A 19,974-nucleotide genomic window follows, 5' to 3' on the forward strand; every position below is an offset into this window, starting at 1 on the left:
TCATCTCATCTCGTGTTGAAGCATCTGCGAGCGCTTGCCGTGGAAATAGGCACGCACCCAGGGATGCTCGGATTGCAGCAGTTCGCGCATCGGGCCGATCGCCACGATCTTGCCGTCGGCGAGCGCGGCGACGCGGTCGCAGACCGTAGTCAGACTCGCAAGGTCATGAGTGACCATGAACACGGTCAACCCCAGCGTCTTTTGCAGCGTCCCGATCAACTCGTCGAAATCGCCGGCGGCGATCGGATCGAGCCCGGAGGTCGGCTCATCCAGGAACAGGATCGGCGGATCGAGCGCGAGCGCGCGGGCCAGCGCCACGCGCTTGGTCATGCCGCCGGACAGCTCGGCCGGATATTTGTCCGCATCCTGCGCCCGCAGTCCGACCATCTCCAGCTTGGCGATCGCGATCTCGTCCATCAGCTCTTTCGACAGCACGAGATTTTCGCGCAACGGAAACTGGACGTTCTGTCGGACCGTGAGCGACGAGAACAATGCCCCCTGCTGGAACAGGATGCCCCATGTCGTGGCCGCGCGTTTCGTGCGGCCGCCGATCGGCTGGCCCATGACTTCGATGGTGCCGCTTCGGCGCGGGATGAGGCCAATGATGGTTCGCATCAGAACCGACTTGCCGCCACCAGAGGCCCCCACCAGCCCGAGGATCTCGCCCTTGCGAACATCGAGCGACAGATGGTCGAGCACGGTCTGGCGGCCGAAACCGACCACGAGGTCGCGGACGCGGATCGCCAACTCTTCTTGCGATTCGCCCATTGTCACATTCCGATCGAGGCAAAGAAGATCGCGAACAGGCCGTCGAGCACGATCACCAGAAAGATCGATTTCACCACCGACGTCGTGGTCTGCCGTCCCAGCGACTCTGCGCTGCCCGTGACCCGCAATCCTTCGCTGCAGGCGACGATCCCGATCACCAGCGCCATAAACGGCGCCTTCAGGATGCCCACCTCGAAATGGGTGACGGAGACGGCCTCGTGCAGCCGCGCGATGTAGATCGCCGGCCCCATGTCACCATAGAACTGAGCGACCAGGCCGCTACCGTAGAGCGCGGCAATCGAGCCGATGAAAGCAAGGATCGGCAGTGCGATGACCAGGGCCGCGACGCGCGGCAGGATCAGGACGTCGACCGGATCGAGCCCCATGGTCGAGAGCGCATCAATCTCCTCCCGCATCTTCATGGAGCCAAGCTCGGCGGTATAGGCGCTTCCCGAACGGCCAGCGACCATGATGGCGACGATTAGCACGCCGAACTCGCGCAGCACCAGGATGCCGACCATGTCGACGGTGTAGGACTCCGCGCCGAACCTCCGGAAATGGAACAATCCCTGCTGGGCGATGATGGCGCCGATCAGGAAGGTGATCAGCACGACGATGGGGATGGCCTGCCAGCCGATGCGATAGAGCTGGTAGATCAGCGATGTCAGTCGCAGCGAGCGCGGCCGGCGCAGCACGCCGATCACGGCGATGAACAACGCGCCCAGCATTTGAAGAAAGATCGTGATGTCTTCGCGCGCCCCGACCGTGGACTTGCCGAGATCGCTCAGCCTGAGCAAAATCGGGTTGGGTGCAGGCGTCGGCGGCGGCTTATGGCGGTTGACCTGACGCACCTCGTCCATCAGGCCGCTGAAATTGTCGGCGACACCGACGAATCGGGCCGATCTGCCTGACGATGCCGCCCTGCGCGATAGCTTCTCCAGGACCCAGGCGCCGAGCGTGTCGAGCGCGCCGACGCCCGACATGTCCAACGTCACTGCCCTGGATCGATCGACATCGGCGCCGACCGAACGCGAGAGCGTTTCAAGCGTAGTCACATTCGCTGCGGTCCAGGGCCCTTCCGGGCGCAATTTCAGCACATCGCCGGATGGCGTTGCCAGCAACAGCGGTTCGGAGTTCACGCTTCCACCTCATCGGGACAACCGGGTCCGCATTCAGCTGTCAGTTCTAGGCCAGCGTGTGGCGGCGGGTTTGACCTGCCTCAAGACCGAGACGACGCTGCCTGCTTGACGCAAATCAAGCGCGGACGCGCGGGCGGACCTTAGGTTCACTCCATTCAATGGAGAGATCAAATCGATGCTCGACAGCGTCAGGATGCCCACCGGACCTACATGACCGACTTCATCCGCGATCCCAAGACCGGCGGCTGCGCCCAAGGCGTTCCGCCCAGCAATCTGGGCTTCCGACTTGTGATCGAGCCGTCGCAGCCCGCCGTCGCAGGCATCGCCACCAGCGTCTCAAGGCTCCTCCGCAGGAGCTGAACTCTCGCTATCGACTGCTTGCGCCAGAGCAACGTCTTTCGCTCACGGCTCCGGTAGACGATCGGGATCAGAAGGAGACAGAAGATGCGATCGGATCTGGCGCAATCGTACGGACAGGATAGGCTTCCCCGCTACACCAGCTACCCCACCGCGCCGCATTTCTCACCGGCGATCGGCGAGGCCGACTACCGGACCTGGCTCGGATCGCTTTCGCAACGGCAACCGGCCTCGATCTACCTGCATGTACCGTTCTGCCGCTCAATGTGCTGGTACTGCGGTTGCCATACATCGGTGACGAAGAAGGATGACCCTATCGCGGTCTACACCTCCGGACTACGTACGGAAGCGCATCTCGTCGCCGAGGCCATCGGGCACCGCCTTCCGATCTCGCATATCCACTTCGGCGGTGGCACCCCCACCATCATGACGCCGGAAACGTTCGCCGACCTGGTCGGGACGCTGCGTTACTCCCCGACGCCGAGGTCGCCGTGGAGATCGACCCGCGCACGCTGACGGAGCCGATGGCGGAGGCGCTCGGCTTCAGCGGCGTCAACCGGGCAAGCCTTGGGGTGCAGAGCTTCGATCCCGAGGTCCAGCGCGCGATCAACCGCCTGCAGAGCTTCGAGCAGACGGCCAGGTGCGTCGAGCTTCTGCGGCGGGCCGGCGTCAGCAAGCTCAACTTCGACCTTCTCTACGGTCTGCCGCTGCAGACGGTGGATTCCTGCCTCGATACGGTGGCCAAGTGCATCGAACTCCGCCCCGACCGGTTCTCCGTGTTCGGGTATGCGCACATCCCCTCCTTCAAGAAGCATCAACGGAAGATCAACGAGAACGCCCTACCGGACAGTGTCGAGCGACATCTGCAGTCGGAGACCATCGCACAAGCGCTGATGGATGCGGGCTACGTCCGGATCGGCTTCGACCACTTCGCCTTGCCTCATGATAATCTCGCAGCGGCCAAGCGCGACGGTCGGCTGCGCCGGAACTTCCAGGGTTACACGGATGACACCGCCGAAACGCTCATCGGCTTGGGTGCGAGCGCCATCGGACGGATGCCTGATGGACTCGTGCAGAATGCCGTACCGACACGCGATTACCTCACGCGCATCGCCGAAGACCGACTCGCCAGCGTCAAGGGCTATGCTTTCACCGGCGACGACCGCTTCCGTGCGGATCTCATCGAGCGGGTGATGTGCGACATGGCGGTGGACCTTTCACGGATCGCGCGGTCGCACAACCAGGACCCCAAGACGGCCGTCATAGACCGCGCTCGGCTGCTCAGCCTGATCGCGGACGGCGCCGTGACGATGAAGGACCGACCGGATCACGGTCCGCGGCGGCGCCGAATTCCTGGTACGGAGCGTCGATTCCGCGTTCGATGCCCACCTGGCGCGATCGACTGCCACGCACAGCCGAGCGGTTTGAACAAGTCCACTGGATCCAGAGTGCTCGCGATCTGCGCCAGCTCAAGGGGTGTCGGGATCTCGATCGGTCTCGGACGGCTTCTCCGGAGGGACTTGCGCCTCCGCAGTCCACCATCCGCCGGCGCGCGTGCGGATCTCGGATCTTCGAGAACGCCCGCAGCAATCGCAGCGCTTGCAGATCTTCACGAATGCTCATCGTCACGACCAAGTACCAGCGAAGCCATCATGGGCTCTCATGATGCTACTGCGTGCCGGTATATTGCAGGCGGAGCCGCCGGCAGGCGCTTGATGTTGCCCACGATGGATCGTTCTCCCGTCGCCGATCCCGTCAGTTCGGTGCAGTACCGCCCTGCGGCCCGCAGCGAGCCCGGAGAGAACCTCGGCCGTCCGATTGTTGCGGTGGCCGATCTGAACCGGACGGTTTTGGCGCGCCCGCTGTCGTGGGCATAAACGGCCCACTGGTCGCCCTTCCCGGAATAAGGCGCTTATCCGGACGTACAACGCGTCGGCGGCGCTCCAGATGGTGACGTGGACGACCACCCACTAGTCGTGGCCAAGCAGGTCCAGCGTCTCGGACGGGTCCACGAAGTCGATGGTCACTCGCACCCGCTGCTCCTCGATCCCCAGCGCCGAGACCTTCAGGAATCCGGCGGGATCTACTCGCACCAGTCCCTGATGGCTGACCGCCCCAGCCGTCGATCCGGACGGGCGCTCCGACCTTGATCTGCACCGCATCGGTCGAGACCCGATCCGCCACGACCTCCAGGTCAGCTGGCTGCCGATGTAGACCAGCGGCGGGCGCGAGCACCCGGACGCAGCTGGCCGGCTCCGCGGACGGCCGGGCGTTTGCCGGGTCCATCAGCCGCGCCGCCAGGGTGCCCGCTGGTCTGCCTTTGGCTTGGCCTGCTCCTGCTTCTGGTCGGGTGGTGCCCTTCGTGTTCCGCGGCCGATTGCGCCCAGTCGGCGTGCCGGAGCGTCGTGACGAGTAGCGCGGCGGCAAAGGTGAAAGCGCTGGCAAGCTCCTGATCTGAGGATCCAACTCTTGGATGAGCGCTCCGGCCGCTTGATGCACGTCGATCCGGCAAACGATGCGCTCGCGGCCCGGCTGCGATCACTCGTTGCGCTGTGTCAATACTACCTCTGCGGTTCTCTGCTCCGATGTGCCACATTCACAGGGAGAATGGACATGATCACCAGAACGCTGATTCCCATCGTAGCCGCCGCCGCGCTTGCTGCGCCCGCCATGGCCCAAAGCACGGACGGAAAAGAACGGTCATCACTATAGCGGCCATCGTTCTCAAGTCCCTGACGGAATGCGCGCCGGCCAATTTCGAGGCAAATTCCGCAAAGAGGTGCATTTCGGTTTGCGTTCGATCGAGGAATTCATTGCCGAGGATAACACACTCCTCGAGCATCAATTTCTGGGCACCAAACAGGAAGCTCGCGGCACGCTCTTTCGCCCTCGCCATTTGCGCTTCGGCCTCCGTCGTTGCCTGCTTCGGGTTCGCAGTAGCCGCTTCGGAAAATTCTGGCCTGGACATGTTGACCTTTGGTCTTGGATGCACCTGATTTCTACGTTCTAGCGCCCAACCACACATTGAGCTGTATCAAGTGGAGCTCCGATGATCCCGCGGGCAATCACGTCATAAATTGCCCTCCATTGATTGAAATCGTGGATCCCGTGATGAAGCCGGCTTCCTCGGCAACGAGGAATACCACCGCGCGGGCGATTTCCTCGGGCTCGCCGAGGCGGCTGACGGGGATCAACGGCAGGATGTTTCTCTCCAGCACGTCCTTGGGCACCGCCTGCACCATTTCGGTATTGATATAACCGGGACAGATCGCATTCACGGTGATGCCGCCCTTGGCGTTCTCCAACGCCAGGGCCTTGGTGAAGCCGATATCGCCGGCCTTTGCCGCCGAATAATTGACCTGGCCGAACTGTCCCTTTTGGCCGTTGATCGATGAGATGTTGACGACCCGGCCGAATTTGCGGGCGCGCATGCCCTCGATCACCTGTCGGGTCATGTTGAACAGCGAGCCGAGGTTGGTGTTGATGACCGCATTCCACTGATCGATCGTCATCTTGTGAAACGCACCGTCCTTGGTGATGCCGGCATTATTGATCAGCACGTCGATCGGACCGAGGTCGGCTTCGACCTTCTTGACACCAGCGACACAGGCATCGAACGAGCTGACGTCCCATTTGTAGACGGGAATGTCTGTCTCGGCCTTGAATTTCTCCGCCGCCGTGTCGTTGCCGGCGTAGCTTGCGGCAACCCTGTAGCCAGCAACCTTCAAGGCCTTGCTGATCGCTGCGCCAATGCCGCGCGTTCCTCCCGTTACCAACGCTATCCGTGCCATCATCTCTACCTCGGTTATTCGTCACGCTCAGGCTGCACGAGAGTTCGATAGAGCCATTGATCCAGCGCAATGGCGGGCGAATTGCTCTCGTCGCGATCGTTCAACTGAAATCTGGTCGGAGGAGGTTGCCGCCTTCACGTGGCTAATCGCGGCGCACGATAGCCCAATTGAGGCACATCAACGCAGTGCACCGCTGGGACGATGCGCGCGGGCAATGGGGGCGCAAAGACGGTCGGGAAGCCTGGGACGGCTAGCGCTGCACTTCGCATCCCGCTGGTGGCGTGATGCGCCGCAGCCCCCCGGCGGAGGCGTGTCACGCCACCATGCAACACCAACTGCCTTTTGGCGAACCGGTTCCCGCCTCTCCTTCAGATTACGCCGCCTCATGTTGGGGTGCGAGCGTCGTGAAGGAAGCAACGACACGAACGCACGTAAGCGCCCCCCCAGCAGCTCGAATTCGAGCATCTTTCCTACAAACATGACGGAAAGGACTTGAATCGCACCCTTGCGTCAGGTTGTGCGAAGTCGGTGCAAGGTGCTTTCCCCAACCTCGCAAAGAGCAACTCACAGGCGCTCTGACGACGCAAAAAGAAGAGTTCGTGGGCTGATGCCGCTGCTACTCGTTCTAATGTCTATTTTCCTTAGTACGGGTGCGATAGTCTACGCCGCTTGCCGATCTCAACGCCGGCGAGATCGGCGCATGCACAGGCACAATCGCGCCAATTCGCTCAGCTCGCCCCCCGCATTCAACTACCAAAGCGACGGGCATTCTGATCCTTCAGCCGTCCGCTGCAGCCTCACTCGTGAAGGCCAGGCGACACGCGCCGCCGCTAAAGCGAGCGCCTCAAGTTCTGGATTCGGTGCTTCTCGATCGGCTGCTGATCGATTTGATCGATGCCGCGTGGCCGATCCAACGCGACGGCGGACAGATGCGAAAGGCAGTCTCGACCGGTCGGGCGGTTTTTGCTAGACTTTCCTGTAATGCGTCACGCTGGCGCGAATGGCTGACCAGTCACATACCTGGAACATTTCAAAGATTTGCACTGCGCAAAAGTCCTCGAAAGCCTATGCGATCAATCAAAGGTCGTAGTGAGGCAGTAAGTCTACTGTAAATCGTACAAGTGAGGCTCTTATCGTGACCAAGCGCTCTGAACCCCGGAAGGAAGCCCCAAATGTCGTCGGGCCTGAGGTGAGGCCGAGCGTCTTCGTTGTCGACGATGACCTCTCAATGCGCGAATCGCTGGTCAACCTATTTCGTTCGATCGGTCTAGATGTCGTTGCTTACGGATCCGCCCGGGAAATGCTCCAGAGCGAGCTCCCTGATGTTCCTAGCTGCCTTGTGCTTGACATCAGGCTGCCGGGATTGAGCGGCCTTGAGTTCCAGAATGAGTTAGCCAAACTGAAGATTCACATTCCCATCATTTTCATCACCGCTCATGGCGATATTCCGATGACCGTCAAAGCCATGAAGAGTGGAGCAATCGATTTTCTCAGCAAGCCGTTTCGCGATCAGGAACTACTCGATGGCGTAGTCGCAGCCATCGAACAGGATCGGAAGAGACGAGGTGTAGACAAGGTGGTCAGCAGGCTGCAGTCCTTGTTTGAGGCACTAAGTCCACGAGAGCAGGATGTGTTGAAACTGGTCGCCGCCGGCCTATTGAACAAACAGGTAGCCGCGGAACTCGGGCTCGCCGAGATTACAATCAAAATCTATCGCGGCCACGTGATGAAGAAGATGGGAGCTCGATCGCTAGCCGATTTGATCAGGATGGCTGAGAGGCTGGGAATTGGGACCGACCGTTTCAGGGTACAAACCTAAGTATGATTTTACAATTTCGTCGTACACGCGCACCCTTCTGCTGGCCGTCATGCTTCGGCCAGCGCCTTCGCCCAACTAAGAACAGGTCGTCTTGTCTAGGTATTCAGCTGTTTCCGTTGTTGACGACGATCCTTCGATTCGTGCCGCACTGAACAACCTTTTGAAATCGCAGGGCCACATCGTTCATACGTTTGCATCGGCTGAGGAATTCTTGCGGTCGTCTCAATTGAACGACACGTCCTGTGTCATTGCAGACGTGCAGATGCCCATGATGAGCGGCTTTGAACTTTTGGAACAGATGCGAGCCCAGGGCCATGCTGCACCATTCATCTTGATGACTGCCTTCGCAGATGATCGCACGCGAGCCCGCGCGTTGAGCGCGGGCGTAACCGGTTTTTTTGTCAAACCCTTTCCCTACCTGGAGCTGAGCTCCTGCCTCGATGCATCGCTTCGCGAGCATCGGGGTGGAACGAACGCGTGAAAGATGGGGAAGCAGTCTGGACCAAGCCGCAGCCGCGCGGCGCTTACGATGTCGATCAATGCGCGATTGCCCGTGCTTACCGCGTGCCAGTGGCGACCATCGCCTTTCTTGCCGCATTCCTGTCGTTGTTGTTGCATCTGGTTAAAGCACTTGCAACGTCGGGCTCCTGACAAAGCGCCTTTGGTATGATCGCGCAATCAGACGAGGCGAGGCCCTCATCGCTTTAATGAAGGAGCGCCCTACCTTCACTGCTAAGATCCTTGCTGAGCTTAGCGCGAAAGTGCCACGGCAGCGGCTTGCCGGCAGGACCTCGTTAGAACAAAGAATTCACCTGAAACTTGTGCGGCCGCTCCAGATAGGTCGGGCACCGGAGTTTGTGGGAGAAGGACGCAACGATCGCGGCCAAAATCCCGCAGTCTGTCGAGACGATCGCTTCGGAATTCACGGAAACCGCAAAGACACCGCATTTTGGATGTTGGGCTTTCGAAGGATCGAGTGGTGTACGCCAAACTCGCCAACTTGCGTTCGCTCCCAGCAACCCTTCGGCGGGCCGAAGCACCCGAAACCTACGCATCCGTTGCAAGGGCAACACAAATGCCACTGGTCGAAGCGATCTCAAGCCACGCCTTTGCTGCCGAACGCATCCACGCCGACCACTTTCCGGCGCCGGTCACGGCCCAAACGCATGGCCCAAAGCGGCGGCTCTGGACGCGCGATAAGCCCGCGTGCCGGGCCAGATCCGCGGCGGCCGTGTCACTTCTACTCGCCGCGAGTGAGCGTGGGGAAGCAACACACGCTTCCGGCTGACGGGCTCCGCCGTCGTCGGGAGCGCATCGGCCCCTCTGGTCGCGATGAACTTTGTCAGCCCACATACTTCCCCATTTCCAAGCTAACCGCGCAGTGTGCGCAAATTGTTCGATCGCGCGCGGCTAGCCGCGAGCGGTAACCGCTTTTACCGCAAAGCCAGCAGTATTCCCTTATCCGGCACAACGTTCATGCCCTATGATGGGTATTTTGGCTCCGCTCACAGTCCGGCAGATTGCGTGCGAAAGGTATTAATGGACGAGAGCAGTGGCACTGATCTTCCAGCCGCCATTCTCGTCGAAACCGTGCAAGGAGAGGGAGGCATTAACGTCGCTGGTAAGGAATGGTTGCAGTCCATTGAGGCTTTGGCAAAAGAGGTCGGAGCTATTTTCATAGTTGACGATATCCAAATGGGCTGTGGCCTTACAGGCAAGTTCTTCAGTTTCGAGTTCGCCGCGTTGCCGCCAGACATTGTTGTAATGTCGAAATCGCTGAGTGGGTACGGTTTGCCACTATCGATGCTCCTGATCAAAGAAGCGATTGACGCATGGGAACCAGGCGAGCACACGGGGACGTTTCGAGGAAACAACCTTGCACTCGTTTCTGGCAAAGCGGCTTTGAATCTGTATTGGCGCAACCAGACGTTCTCGCAACAGGTCCGACGCTTGGGCGCATTTATGCGGCGTCGACTCGATGCTATCGCGCACCAGCACGGAAACAAGTTTGCTGTTCGTGGACGGGGCATGATATGCGGATTCGATTGCAAAACGACCGAAATCGCAGAGGCGACGTCACATAGAGCGTTTGAAAAGGGATTGATTATCGAGCGATGCGGACCGACCGATCAGGTTGTAAAGTTCTTGCCTGCACTTACGATCGACCAAGAAACGTTGGGACAAGGCCTAGACATATTCGAGGAGTCATTGACCGAAACGTTGAATTCAGCCCGAGCAAGCCAAACTTGTAGGCACACGAGAGAAACTGTTGCTAGCGACCGCATCGCCGCACAAGTCACTGGCGTGTGTCCTCGCTTGCCGCCGAAATGGTCAGGAGTTTTGAGGCCATGATCATGAAGGTGAAGCCTGAAGGCCAACGCTATCTGTGATCCGCCGAGTCGGCTGATCCGCGGAGAACGCCTGCTGCCCTCCTCGGTCCACAACACGTGAGTGCGAGCAGCACCTTTGACCGTAGAAGCTCGCAGTCGCGAGCGACTCTGGTCGAGCTGGCCTATCTAAGTTTCCAGTCTGAGGTCTGCCGAAGGTGAGCTCGCAGCGGAATGGAGTCAAATGGTGTGGTATGGCTTCTTGGTGGCCACGTGCCCAGCCGCACGGGTGCGGACTTTATTAGGACCGTAGATTGTGCAGCAGCGATCCAGCCTGAGCCGTTTACAGTATAGGTGCAGCAACAATCACTCCGGCGGCCGGCTTTGCGACGAAAGCCGTCAAGGAACGAGCGGTGGGGATGTCCCGGGTTCGTTGAATTTCTGAAGAGGTCGGCGTTGCCCACCTTGAGCCGGTAGGCTCGGGGTGCTGATTCCAAAGGAGAGCAACGCCATGACGAGAGATATCACACCGGCTGGTTGGCCGGCGACCGGCGCTGTGGACGGAGCATTTGCGGAAGTGCAGGCGAGTGCCCGAGTTCAGCTATCAGAAGCCCCTATTTGGCGTGAGCGCCTCGACGGCAAGCGAAGGTGACGGACCAAATGTCAACTATGCTGGGCCAACCGAAGAAGCCCGACGCATCTGCCGGGTCCGAGATGCGTCGGGCTGAGTGGGAGACTGAGCGCGACAGTCCTCCTCCCAGAACCGTGTCTGCAAGTAGTATGCCGTGCCCGTACTGCTACACCAATATATCAAATTAGATATCTGCCCTGCCACAAAGTTCCGCGAGGCATTCAAAGACGCTCGGCCAGCTCCATCTTCAAGGCCTGACTATTCCCGTTCCAAAAACTACCGCCATCACCTTTCGTTTGGATCAAAATTGAGGCAGAAGAAGCGGACAACGGGCCGCCGGCTCATCAACAACAGATATCTAGATGTTTGATGCATTGCTACGCGGGACTGGAACGATCCCCCCGAGTTCGCGCACGACAGAGGCAAACGATCGAGATCTAAGCTTAGATTTCGCGAAAGGTGCGCTCATTGTTTTGGTGATCGTTGGGCACCTGATTCAGTATGTCATCTACCGAGACGACGGGTTTTGGTATTCGCCGTACTACAAATCGATCTATATGTTTCACATGCCACTCTTTATGGCGATAAGCGGATATCTTTCTTCTCGATCGCTGCTGCAAAAGTCGTTCACTCGAGCCGCCAGCGACCGTGCGAAGCAGCTCTTGCTGCCGATGCTGTTTTGGTGGACGTTCATGGAGACAGCTAAGCTGGCGGCATTGTGGCGCGCAACCAGCGTAACGAGCGGACTTTTGGAATTTGTAGACGATTTCGCTGGCACATACTGGTTCATCTGGGCGACGTTTGTTTCCTATCTTCTCCTCAAGATTTCTACCAAGCTCAACCACCAATCGTGGGTCATATCTGGCTTGGCCATACTGGTCGCACTCGCGCCTCTGACATTCTCCATATCACCCCTGATCAGATTCACTTACCCGTTCTTCTGCTTCGGCTTCTTGCTTGCTCAATCGAGAGAACGATGGACGAGTACATCGCGACATCACAAGCCGCTCCTGATCTTATTTCTCTCGATAGTGACTTGCGTATGCTTTCTAGCATGGGACAAGGACACCTATGTCTACAATAATCTTGGGGTAATCCACGATTTTCGGTCGGCTAAAAACGTGCTTCTGATGTTTGTTGGCTCTGCAGCGGCCTCAGCAATCGCTATCGAACTCCTGCTGCAATGCTGGAGCATTGGCCGTTCAAATCGAATGGCCCGCTTTATCGCTGTGGAGTTGGGCCAGACCACGCTGCTGCTCTACCTGGTCCAGGGTACCGTGTTCCGTCTCATGGATTTCGTACAGTTCGGAAACCTTTGGGATCTCACGACCCGGTCGATCATCGCGGGTATGCTCGGGGCAACGATTATTGCGATCGCGCTAACGGTGCGCTCGATTGTTCGCGGCGTTCCATATCTATCGCAACTCGTCCTTGGAATGCCGCCACGCTCAGGTCTTCCGCAAGCAAAACCTGTAATGAACTAGCTGTATGCATTTGTACGGCAGAGTATTGCGATAGCATCGACTTGTGACGCCGCAGGAATAACGTTCGAACCCAGATCCGGCGGCGACGGCGTGCCGCCGGTCGAGCCGGTCATCGGCATAAGAGCAACCCCATCGAAGCGTGCATTGGTGAGGGTTTGCATGGCACCGGCGAACTCAGCCCATTGCGTCCATCCAAATAAGATCGACTGCCCTGAGATTAGCTTCGCTGCACCAATCGTCTAGCCGCCGGGTTTCGACCCAGATCTGGCGATCGAACCTAATCCAATCACACTCGGCGAGATGTTTTTTCGAGTGCCGTACTGAACCCGAGACGTAAGCGCTGTACGCATCCGGTGACGGCCCCTGGTCAGGTCGCCTTGGGCGGATGGCTGATTTGCGCTCAAGCAGCGTGGGCGACGCTCTGGGGGCGCCAATTCCAAGGTAGAAGTTCATGGATGCGCTTGGCGGGTTGATCCGGCAGGCGGGCCAGCACGTCGGCAAGCCAAGCCTGTGGATCAATGTCGTTGAGCTTGGCGGTGGCGATGAGGGTGTAGATCGCAGCCGCACGCCGGCCGCCCTCATCGGAGCCGGCGAAGGTCCAATTTCTTCTGCCGACGGCGACAGTCCGTAGCTCGCGCTCGGCGGCATTGTTCGACATGCACAGGCGCCCGTCATCAAGGAAGCGAGTAAATGCATCCCAGCGGCTGAGGCAGTAATTGATCGCCTTGGCCGTATCATTGCTCCTGGAGAGCTTGGCGCGCTGTTCGCGCAACCACGCCTGCAGCTCGACGATCAGAAGGCGGCGGCTACGCTCCTGGCGCACGCGCAGGCGCTCCTGCGGAGCAAGACCGTTGATCTCACGTTCGATGGCGAACAGGATATCGATGCGCTTGACCGCTTCGGCCGCAATCGGCGCCTTGCTGAGCCGTGCGAGATCAAAGAACTTGCGCCTGCCATGCGCCCAGCATGCGGCCTCGACGATTTGGCCTCCTTTGCGATTGGGCTCGTAGAGCCTGCTGAACCCGGCGTAGGCGTCGGCCTGCATCAGTCCGGCATAGCCCGCCAGATGCTGTTCCGGATGTTCGCCGCTGCGATCCGGTGAGTAGAAGAACACGGCCGCCGGTGGATCTGGCCCGGCAAACGGGCGGTCGTCCCGTACATTGTCCAGAGCCGGCCGGTTCGCGTCTTGCCCTTGGCCAGGACCGGCACCGTGGTGTCGTCGGCGTGGACGTGCTCGGCCGCAAAGACATGGCTCCGGATCGCATCGACCAGCGGCATCAGGGCTGCCGCGGAGGCACCCACCCAGTCCGCGAGCGTCGATACGTCGAGGTCGATGCCTTCACGTTGGTAGACATCGCTCTGACGATTGAGCGGCAGGTGCAGGCCGTACTTGGCGAACAGGATATGGGCGAGCAGCTTCGGCCCTGTACGCCCCCGCGCAATCGGGTGCGAGGGAGCCGGTGGCTGGGTGATCGCTTCGCAGGCCCGGCAGACGAACTTCTCACGCACATGCTGGATCACCTTCCACTGGCGTGGAACGAGCTCCAGCGTCTCGGTCATGTCCTCGCCGAGCTTGCGCAATCGGTTGTCGCCACAGCATGGGCAGGTCGCCGGCACCGGATAGACAATGCGCTCCCGCAGCAAATGCTCCGGCAGCGGCCGGCGCGCCGGCTTGCGGCGCTCGAACGATGGCACCGTAATCTTGCCGGCTGCCGCCATCTGCACCGCTGTCTCGGCTTGTGCGGCGTTCGCCTCGAGATCGGCGAGCTGCAGCTCGAGCTGGTCCAGCAATGCGCCGCGCTCCGAGGACTGTCCGAACTGCTCGTGCCGCAGCTTCCTGATCGTGAGCTTGAGCTTCTCGATCAGCAATATCTGCGCCTGGGCATCCGCCTCTGCGGCCAGGCGGGCCGTTCGCTTGGCGCGCAGCATCGCCTTCAGCGTGGTCACATCGTCAGGGAAAGAATTATCGGCGCCCATGCCAACCAGAGAATCATAACTTGCCGTCGCTGTCCGAACCGCCGATCGTGGTATCGACTCAAATCCTGGCGATCAGCCGGCCGCCTGCGGCCGCCACGTGTGTTGCGGCATCCGCCAGTCAATGCCCTCCAGAAGATAGCCAAGCTGGGCCGGGGTGATGGTCACCACGCCATCCGCCGGCGACGGCCAGAGGAAACGGCCGCGTTCCAGCCGCTTGGCGTAGAGCGACATGCCCAACCCATCGTGCCAAAGGATCTTGATCAGCTTGCCGCTCTTGCCGCGGAACACATAGAGGTCGCCGCCGTGCGGGTCGCGCCTGAAGGCTTCCTGCACCAGCACGGCCAGCGAGTTCATGCCGCGGCGCATGTCGGTGTGGCCAGTCGCAATCCACACCCGCACGCCCGACGGAATGGGGATCATCGCGGCCGCCCATCTGCCAGCGCCGCGACCGCGACCTTCAGCGTCGCCGCATAGACCGTGCCCGTGATCCGTATCCGAGTTCCGGCCGCAAACTCGATCTCGATCGTTCCGCCGTCGGCCGACCGGACTGGACCAGGCATCGCTTCCGCGACCACCATCGCCGGTACGAAGCCCGTTTGATCGGCGGCTTCCTTCGACTCGGGGCGAAACGACCGCCGCCATCGCAGCAGCAATGAGCGCGAAACGCCATACCGCCGCGCAGTCGCCGCGACTTGCCGCGGCGCCTGCAAGCTCTCCATGACGATCTTGAGCTTCTCGTCCTCGGACCAGCGCCGCCGCCGGCCGGTGTCCACTACTTCGAGCCGTTCGATTTGGGCACTGCGCCTATCACTGTCCATAAGGACAGTTCTCAACACCGCGCCTCACTTGGCAAGGCGGCCTTCAGCGGCTTTCAATTACCCACATTTAGTCGAACGGGCTGAGGGAGCGCACAAACATTGCAACGCAGGAATCGACCGTGATTCCTTGTCTGGCACCGATTCGCAGGGGGCGGTGCCGATGGACGAAGAAGCCGACGCATGGTTTGATCGCGAGCTCGCAGGCTGCAGCCTTGCCGACGAGCGCCTGAACAAGCGGCTCCGCAAACTGGTAGCGCAGATCGGGAGCGCCATGGGCGAAAGTATTCCGCTGGTGTGCCAGGACTGGGCCAACACCAAGGCTGCGTATCGTTTCTTCTCCAACGACCGGGTCAGTGAGGCGGACATTTTGGCCGGCCACTTTCAATCGACGCGTGAGCGCACGATTGCCACCGCCGGTCCTGTTCTAGTGCTCCATGATACGACCGAGTTCAGCTATCAAAGAGAGAACTCAGACGCGATCGGGATCACCAAGAGCATAAACAGCGGCCGGGGCAAGGCGGGCCGCCTGAGATCGCACACGGTTTGCGGCATCCTGATGCACTCGAGCCTGGCGGTGACAACCGATGGGCTGCCGCTTGGACTGACGGCCGTCAAATTTTGGACTAGAAATTCAAGGGGACCGCCGCACCTAAGAAGATGATCAATCCGACCCGCGTTCCCATCGAGAAGAAGGAGAGCATTCGGTGGCTGGACAATGTCCGGCAATCCACGGAGTTGCTGGGCGATCCGGGACGATGCGTTCATGTCGGTGATCGCGAGAGCGACATCTATGAGCTGTTCTGCGCGGCTCGAGAAGCTGGAACGCATTTCGTGATTAGGACTTGCGTTAACCGTTTGGCTGGGGATGGAGATCACACGATCGCCGACGAAATGGACGAGGTCGCCGTCAAAGGACTGCATTGCATCGACGTCAGAAACAGCAACGGTGATCCCGATGAAGCCGTCCTCGAGATCAGATATCGCAAGATTCGCGTCTTGCCGCCGATCGGAACGCAGAAGCGCTATCCCGCGCTGACCTTGACCGTGATCCATGCCGAAGAGCGCGTGACGCCGAAGAACAGAAAGAAAATCGAGTGGAAGCTGATCACAGATCTGCCTGCTAGCGCCCGCACCGACGCCATTGAGAAGCTCGAATGGTATGCTTTGAGATGGAAGATCGAGGTGTTCCACAAGATCCTCAAATCAGGCTGCAAAGCTGAGGAGTCGAAGCTTAGGACCGCCCAGCGTCTGACCAATCTGATCTCGCTCTTTTGCATCCTGAGTTGGCGGGTCTTCTGGATGACGATGCTCAACCGTTCCGCTCCAGACGCGCCGCCAACCCTCGCGTTGACCGCGACCAAAATCGGCGTGCTCGATCGCCTCGTCAACGACAAACCCAAAGCGAGACAGAAGACGCTTTCGCACTATCTCATCAAGATCGCCCGGCTCGGCGGTTATCTCGCCCGCGCCAGCGATCCGCCTCCCGGCAATGCGGTCATGTGGCGCGGGCTGTCGCGCCTCACCGACATCGCGTTAGGCGCCTTGGTCGGAGGAGAATTTGTGGGTAATTGAAAGCTTCAGCGGACGGATACGTTCGAACCCGATAAGCCAGCGATCCATTTCGAGGACGCGCTTCTAACACTTACCCTGCTTGCGGCGCATTCGAGCGAGGAGCACGTGGTTTAAGGGCCCGGGTCGACCTCTCCACGAGCAGCTCATCCGACTTCTTTCTGCCGAGGGGCTGCAAATCAAATGTGATAATGAGGTAGAACGCAGTTGATCCGTCAGCTCAGGCTGGTGTCCCAGAAAGCTTGCTCAAGAACCGGGACTTTGTCGCGGGCATCGATAAGAGAAGGGCGCTCGGGACCAGCAAACCACCAGTTTCAACGGCTCCGGCATCTGCTCAGGCGGCTTGTTCACGCACATGCGGGCTTTGCCCGGTCATAGCACCGCCAATCCAAAGACATGCTTGCGAGCGCGGAAAAGACCGCGGCGGAATGGTCGCCGAACCGAGCCCCGACCTTCTGAGCCATATCGTCGGCGCGCTAGACACACCATTGTTGTTGATTCCGTGACCGAGCAATGAACCGCCAGATGCTTTTCTCTACTGAATTCGTCGTCCGGGGCATATGGCGACAGTGATCGCCGCGATAATCTTCTTCAGGTCCCATATAGCACTGGCCTCATTCATGCAGCGTTTTTTTGTGAACTCAAACAGCACAGAGTCAACATGCGGGCCTTCACTTTTGCTTGCCAGATACCAACTTGATTGTCGACAAATGGATCAATGATGATAAGTACTGCGCGACAGAGAAGGACTTTCAATGCTTTGTTTGCCCGGCTTGCTCGCGGTTGCACTGGATGAACAGCAAGACTGGAACACTCCTAGGCAAGGACACGAAATGAGGGAAACTCGCTGGCTCACTGCGCGAGTTGATCACGCGGTCACTGTGGAACGCTTCTCGGCCAAACGGTTCTGCTTACCTCCGCTCCGCGCCGCAGTTTCATTAGTCGCACCCACGCAATAGAGAAACGCCTGACGAAGGCTGAACGAAGTCTCCCGGACTACAAACTTTCGTATAGTGCTTCAAAACCCTTTCGATGTGGAAGGTTTACCTCCGTACAGTTGAGCGATTGATGCAATGCCTATACAGAGTCCAGAACTCGGCAGTTCGAGAGCGTGACGCTTCCGCATTCGAAAAGGCCAGACGCGATTGACGTCGTCGATCGGGGACCAACATTAGCCTGTGCAGAGCAACGATTTGTCAAACCAAGAGAGCAAACGGCGGGTCGCTCTAGTTACCGGCGTGACTGGACAGGACGGCGCTTATCTGGCCGAATATCTGCTGTCGCTGGGCTATGTCGTGCACGGCATCAAGCGGCGCTCGTCCTCGTTCAACACCGCGCGGGTCGATCATCTCTACCAGGACCCGCATGTCGGCAACGTGCCGTTCCTGATGCACTATGGCGACATGACGGACTCGACCAACCTGATCCGTCTGGTGCAGCAGATCCGGCCGACCGAGATCTACAATCTTGCCGCCCAAAGCCACGTCGCGGTAAGCTTCGAAAGTCCGGAATACACCGCCAATGCCGACGGCATCGGCGTGCTGCGGCTGCTGGAAGCGATCCGCATCCTCGGCATGGAGAAGGAGACGCGGTTCTACCAGGCCTCGACCTCCGAGCTCTATGGCCTGGTGCAGGAGGTCCCGCAGAAGGAGACGACGCCGTTCTATCCGCGCTCGCCCTACGGCGTCGCCAAGCTTTACGGCTACTGGATCACGGTGAACTACCGCGAAGCCTACGGCATGTTCGCGTCCAACGGCATCCTGTTCAACCACGAGAGCCCGATCCGTGGCGAGACCTTTGTGACCCGCAAGATCACCCGCGGCGTCGCGCGTATCGAGGTCGGGCTGGAAGAGACGCTCTATCTCGGCAATCTCGAAGCCAAGCGCGACTGGGGCCATGCCAGGGACTATGTCGAGGGCATGCACAAGATCCTGCAGGCCGACAAGCCCGATGACTTCGTGCTCGCCACCGGCGAGACGCGCTCGGTGCGCGAGATGGTCGAGCTGTCGTTCGCGCATGTCGGCCGCCGCATCGCATGGCGCGGCAAGGGCGTCGAGGAGACCGGCGTCGATGAGAAGAGCGGCAAGACGGTCGTGAAGATCGATCCGACCTATTTCCGCCCCACCGAGGTCGATCTCCTCGTCGGTGACGCCGGCAAGGCGCGCGAGGTGCTTGGCTGGAAGCCGAAGCGGAGCTTTGCAGAGCTCGTCGCGGAGATGATGGCGAGCGATCTGGCGGACGCAAAACGGGAAGCGGCGAGTGGCATACGCACCGTTTGAGCTGACAGGCAAAAGCGTCTACGTCGCCGGCCATCACGGCATGGTCGGCAGCGCGATTGCGCGCCGGCTCGAACGGGAGGACATCAAGCTCGTCACCGTGGACCGGCGCGAGGTCGATCTCTGCAACCAGGCCGCTGTGTTCGACTGGTTCGCTAAGACGCGGCCGCAAGTGATCTTCCTCGCCGCGGCCAAGGTCGGCGGCATCGTCGCCAACAACACGCTGCGCGCGGAGTTCATCTACGACAACATCACGATCGCGGCCAACGTGATCCAGGCCGCGCATCAGAACGGCGCCGAGAAGCTGATGTTTCTGGGGTCGTCCTGCATCTATCCGAAACTGGCACCACAGCCGCTGCGCGAAGATTCGGTGCTCACGGGTCCGCTGGAGCCGACCAACGAGCCATACGCGATCGCCAAGATCGCCGGGATCAAGATGGCGGAGGCCTATCGCAGCCAGTACGGGTGCGACTTCATCAGCGTGATGCCGACCAATCTCTACGGCCCCGGCGACAATTATCATCCCGAATTGAGCCATGTCGTTGCCGCGCTGATCCGCCGCTTCCACGAGGCGAAGGTTGCTGGCGCAAAGAGTGTCGCCGTGTGGGGCACCGGCACGCCGCGGCGCGAGTTCCTCTATGTCGACGACATGGCGGATGCCTGCGTGCACCTGATGAAGAGCTATTCGAGCACGGAGCTGATCAATATCGGCACCGGCCAGGACATCACCATCGCCGAGTTCGCGCGGGTCGTGGCCGAGGTCGTCGGCTACAGCGGCGAGATCGCCTTCGACAGCTCGCGCCCCGACGGCACGCCACGCAAGCTGCTCGACGTCAGCCGCCTCGCAAGCCTCGGCTGGCGCGCGAGGACTTGGCTTGTAGATGGAATGCGACAGACCTACCAGGACTTCTTGGCGGTATCGGGTACATCGGACAAAACGAGAGACTCATGCAGCTGCTAACTGCTGACGGCGCTCATTGTGCGATTGCCGGAAAGTTGCTTTAGGATCTCCCGGCGG

General features: G+C 60.0%; 18 protein-coding genes and 1 pseudogene. 11 read left to right on the forward strand and 8 right to left on the reverse strand.

Features of this window, described 5'->3' with window-relative positions; genetic code table 11:
- Both ABIA96_RS30165 and ABIA96_RS30170 read right to left on the reverse strand, forming a co-directional pair.
- Entirely contained in the window at window positions 1–768 is a 768-nt protein-coding gene (locus ABIA96_RS30165) for an ABC transporter ATP-binding protein (protein WP_354052059.1), read from the reverse strand.
- Window positions 769–770: 2 nt separating this feature from the next.
- A complete protein-coding gene (locus ABIA96_RS30170; RefSeq protein WP_354052060.1) occupies window positions 771–1,907 on the reverse strand; it encodes an ABC transporter permease in 1,137 nt (378 codons plus the stop codon).
- Window positions 1,908–2,117: 210 nt separating this feature from the next.
- Between ABIA96_RS30170 and ABIA96_RS30175 the strand changes: the two genes are divergently transcribed.
- Window positions 2,118–2,267: a hypothetical protein gene (locus ABIA96_RS30175; protein WP_502916571.1), complete on the forward strand. Its 150-nt coding sequence runs from the start codon at window positions 2,118–2,120 to the stop codon at window positions 2,265–2,267.
- Window positions 2,268–2,351: 84 nt separating this feature from the next.
- A pseudogene (gene hemN / locus ABIA96_RS30180) lies at window positions 2,352–3,692 on the forward strand (oxygen-independent coproporphyrinogen III oxidase).
- 542 nt (window positions 3,693–4,234) lie between these two features.
- On the opposite strand, the gene ABIA96_RS30185 reads toward hemN, so the two are convergent.
- The 3 genes from ABIA96_RS30185 to phbB form a co-directional block, all read right to left on the reverse strand.
- Window positions 4,235–4,357 carry a hypothetical protein gene (locus ABIA96_RS30185; protein ID WP_354052062.1) on the reverse strand — a complete coding sequence of 41 codons (123 nt, stop codon included), beginning with the start codon at window positions 4,355–4,357 and terminating at the stop codon, window positions 4,235–4,237.
- Between the two features lie 524 nt (window positions 4,358–4,881).
- Window positions 4,882–5,232 carry a hypothetical protein gene (locus ABIA96_RS30190; RefSeq protein ID WP_354052064.1) on the reverse strand — a complete coding sequence of 117 codons (351 nt, stop codon included), beginning with the start codon at window positions 5,230–5,232 and terminating at the stop codon, window positions 4,882–4,884.
- Window positions 5,233–5,329: 97 nt separating this feature from the next.
- Entirely contained in the window at window positions 5,330–6,055 is a 726-nt protein-coding gene (gene phbB, locus ABIA96_RS30195) for an acetoacetyl-CoA reductase (protein WP_354069892.1), read from the reverse strand.
- A gap of 1,189 nt (window positions 6,056–7,244) precedes the next feature.
- On the opposite strand from phbB, the gene ABIA96_RS30200 reads away from it, so the two are divergent.
- The 5 genes from ABIA96_RS30200 (at window position 7,245) to nolL (ending at window position 12,316) form a co-directional block, all read left to right on the forward strand.
- Entirely contained in the window at window positions 7,245–7,874 is a 630-nt protein-coding gene (locus tag ABIA96_RS30200; protein WP_354052104.1) for a response regulator transcription factor, read from the forward strand.
- Between the two features lie 91 nt (window positions 7,875–7,965).
- On the forward strand, window positions 7,966–8,355 hold the full coding sequence (locus tag ABIA96_RS30205) for a response regulator (RefSeq protein ID WP_354140631.1): 390 nt from the start codon (window positions 7,966–7,968) through the stop codon (window positions 8,353–8,355).
- The gene (locus tag ABIA96_RS30210; protein WP_354052067.1) at window positions 8,352–8,525 is read left to right on the forward strand and encodes a hypothetical protein; all 174 of its coding nucleotides are present in this window, start codon (window positions 8,352–8,354) and stop codon (window positions 8,523–8,525) included. The genes ABIA96_RS30205 and ABIA96_RS30210 overlap by 4 nt, the downstream gene beginning before the upstream one ends.
- A 732-nt stretch (window positions 8,526–9,257) precedes the next feature.
- Entirely contained in the window at window positions 9,258–10,226 is a 969-nt protein-coding gene (locus ABIA96_RS30215) for an aminotransferase class III-fold pyridoxal phosphate-dependent enzyme (protein WP_354052069.1), read from the forward strand.
- 968 nt (window positions 10,227–11,194) lie between these two features.
- A complete protein-coding gene (nolL, locus tag ABIA96_RS30220) occupies window positions 11,195–12,316 on the forward strand; it encodes a nodulation factor fucose acetyltransferase NolL (protein ID WP_354052071.1) in 1,122 nt (373 codons plus the stop codon).
- 400 nt (window positions 12,317–12,716) lie between these two features.
- On the opposite strand, the gene tnpC is transcribed toward nolL, so the two are convergent.
- From tnpC to tnpA, 3 genes are all read right to left on the reverse strand, one after another.
- A protein-coding gene (tnpC, locus tag ABIA96_RS30225) for an IS66 family transposase (RefSeq protein WP_502918859.1) occupies window positions 12,717–14,293 on the reverse strand; the annotation gives its coding sequence in 2 pieces (ribosomal slippage) (window positions 12,717–13,477 and window positions 13,477–14,293; 1,578 coding nt in all).
- A gap of 72 nt (window positions 14,294–14,365) precedes the next feature.
- The gene (gene tnpB / locus ABIA96_RS30230) at window positions 14,366–14,713 is read right to left on the reverse strand and encodes an IS66 family insertion sequence element accessory protein TnpB (RefSeq protein WP_247457801.1); all 348 of its coding nucleotides are present in this window, start codon (window positions 14,711–14,713) and stop codon (window positions 14,366–14,368) included.
- On the reverse strand, window positions 14,710–15,111 hold the full coding sequence (tnpA, locus tag ABIA96_RS30235; RefSeq protein ID WP_354052074.1) for an IS66-like element accessory protein TnpA: 402 nt from the start codon (window positions 15,109–15,111) through the stop codon (window positions 14,710–14,712). The genes tnpB and tnpA overlap by 4 nt, the downstream gene beginning before the upstream one ends.
- 160 nt (window positions 15,112–15,271) lie before the next feature.
- Between tnpA and ABIA96_RS30240 the strand changes: the two genes are divergently transcribed.
- From ABIA96_RS30240 to fcl, 4 genes are all read left to right on the forward strand, one after another.
- On the forward strand, window positions 15,272–15,772 hold the full coding sequence (locus ABIA96_RS30240) for an IS4/Tn5 family transposase DNA-binding protein (RefSeq protein WP_354052076.1): 501 nt from the start codon (window positions 15,272–15,274) through the stop codon (window positions 15,770–15,772).
- The gene (locus tag ABIA96_RS30245) at window positions 15,769–16,683 is read left to right on the forward strand and encodes an IS4 family transposase (RefSeq protein WP_354052078.1); all 915 of its coding nucleotides are present in this window, start codon (window positions 15,769–15,771) and stop codon (window positions 16,681–16,683) included. The genes ABIA96_RS30240 and ABIA96_RS30245 overlap by 4 nt, the downstream gene beginning before the upstream one ends.
- Window positions 16,684–17,873: 1,190 nt before the next feature.
- A complete protein-coding gene (gene gmd / locus ABIA96_RS30250; RefSeq protein WP_354052080.1) occupies window positions 17,874–18,959 on the forward strand; it encodes a GDP-mannose 4,6-dehydratase in 1,086 nt (361 codons plus the stop codon).
- On the forward strand, window positions 18,940–19,917 hold the full coding sequence (fcl, locus tag ABIA96_RS30255; RefSeq protein WP_354052082.1) for a GDP-L-fucose synthase: 978 nt from the start codon (window positions 18,940–18,942) through the stop codon (window positions 19,915–19,917). Before gmd ends, fcl begins: the two co-directional genes overlap by 20 nt.
- Window positions 19,918–19,974: the final 57 nt, after the last annotated feature.

The organism is Bradyrhizobium sp. LB11.1 (assembly GCF_040549385.1).
GTDB lineage: Bacteria > Pseudomonadota > Alphaproteobacteria > Rhizobiales > Xanthobacteraceae > Bradyrhizobium.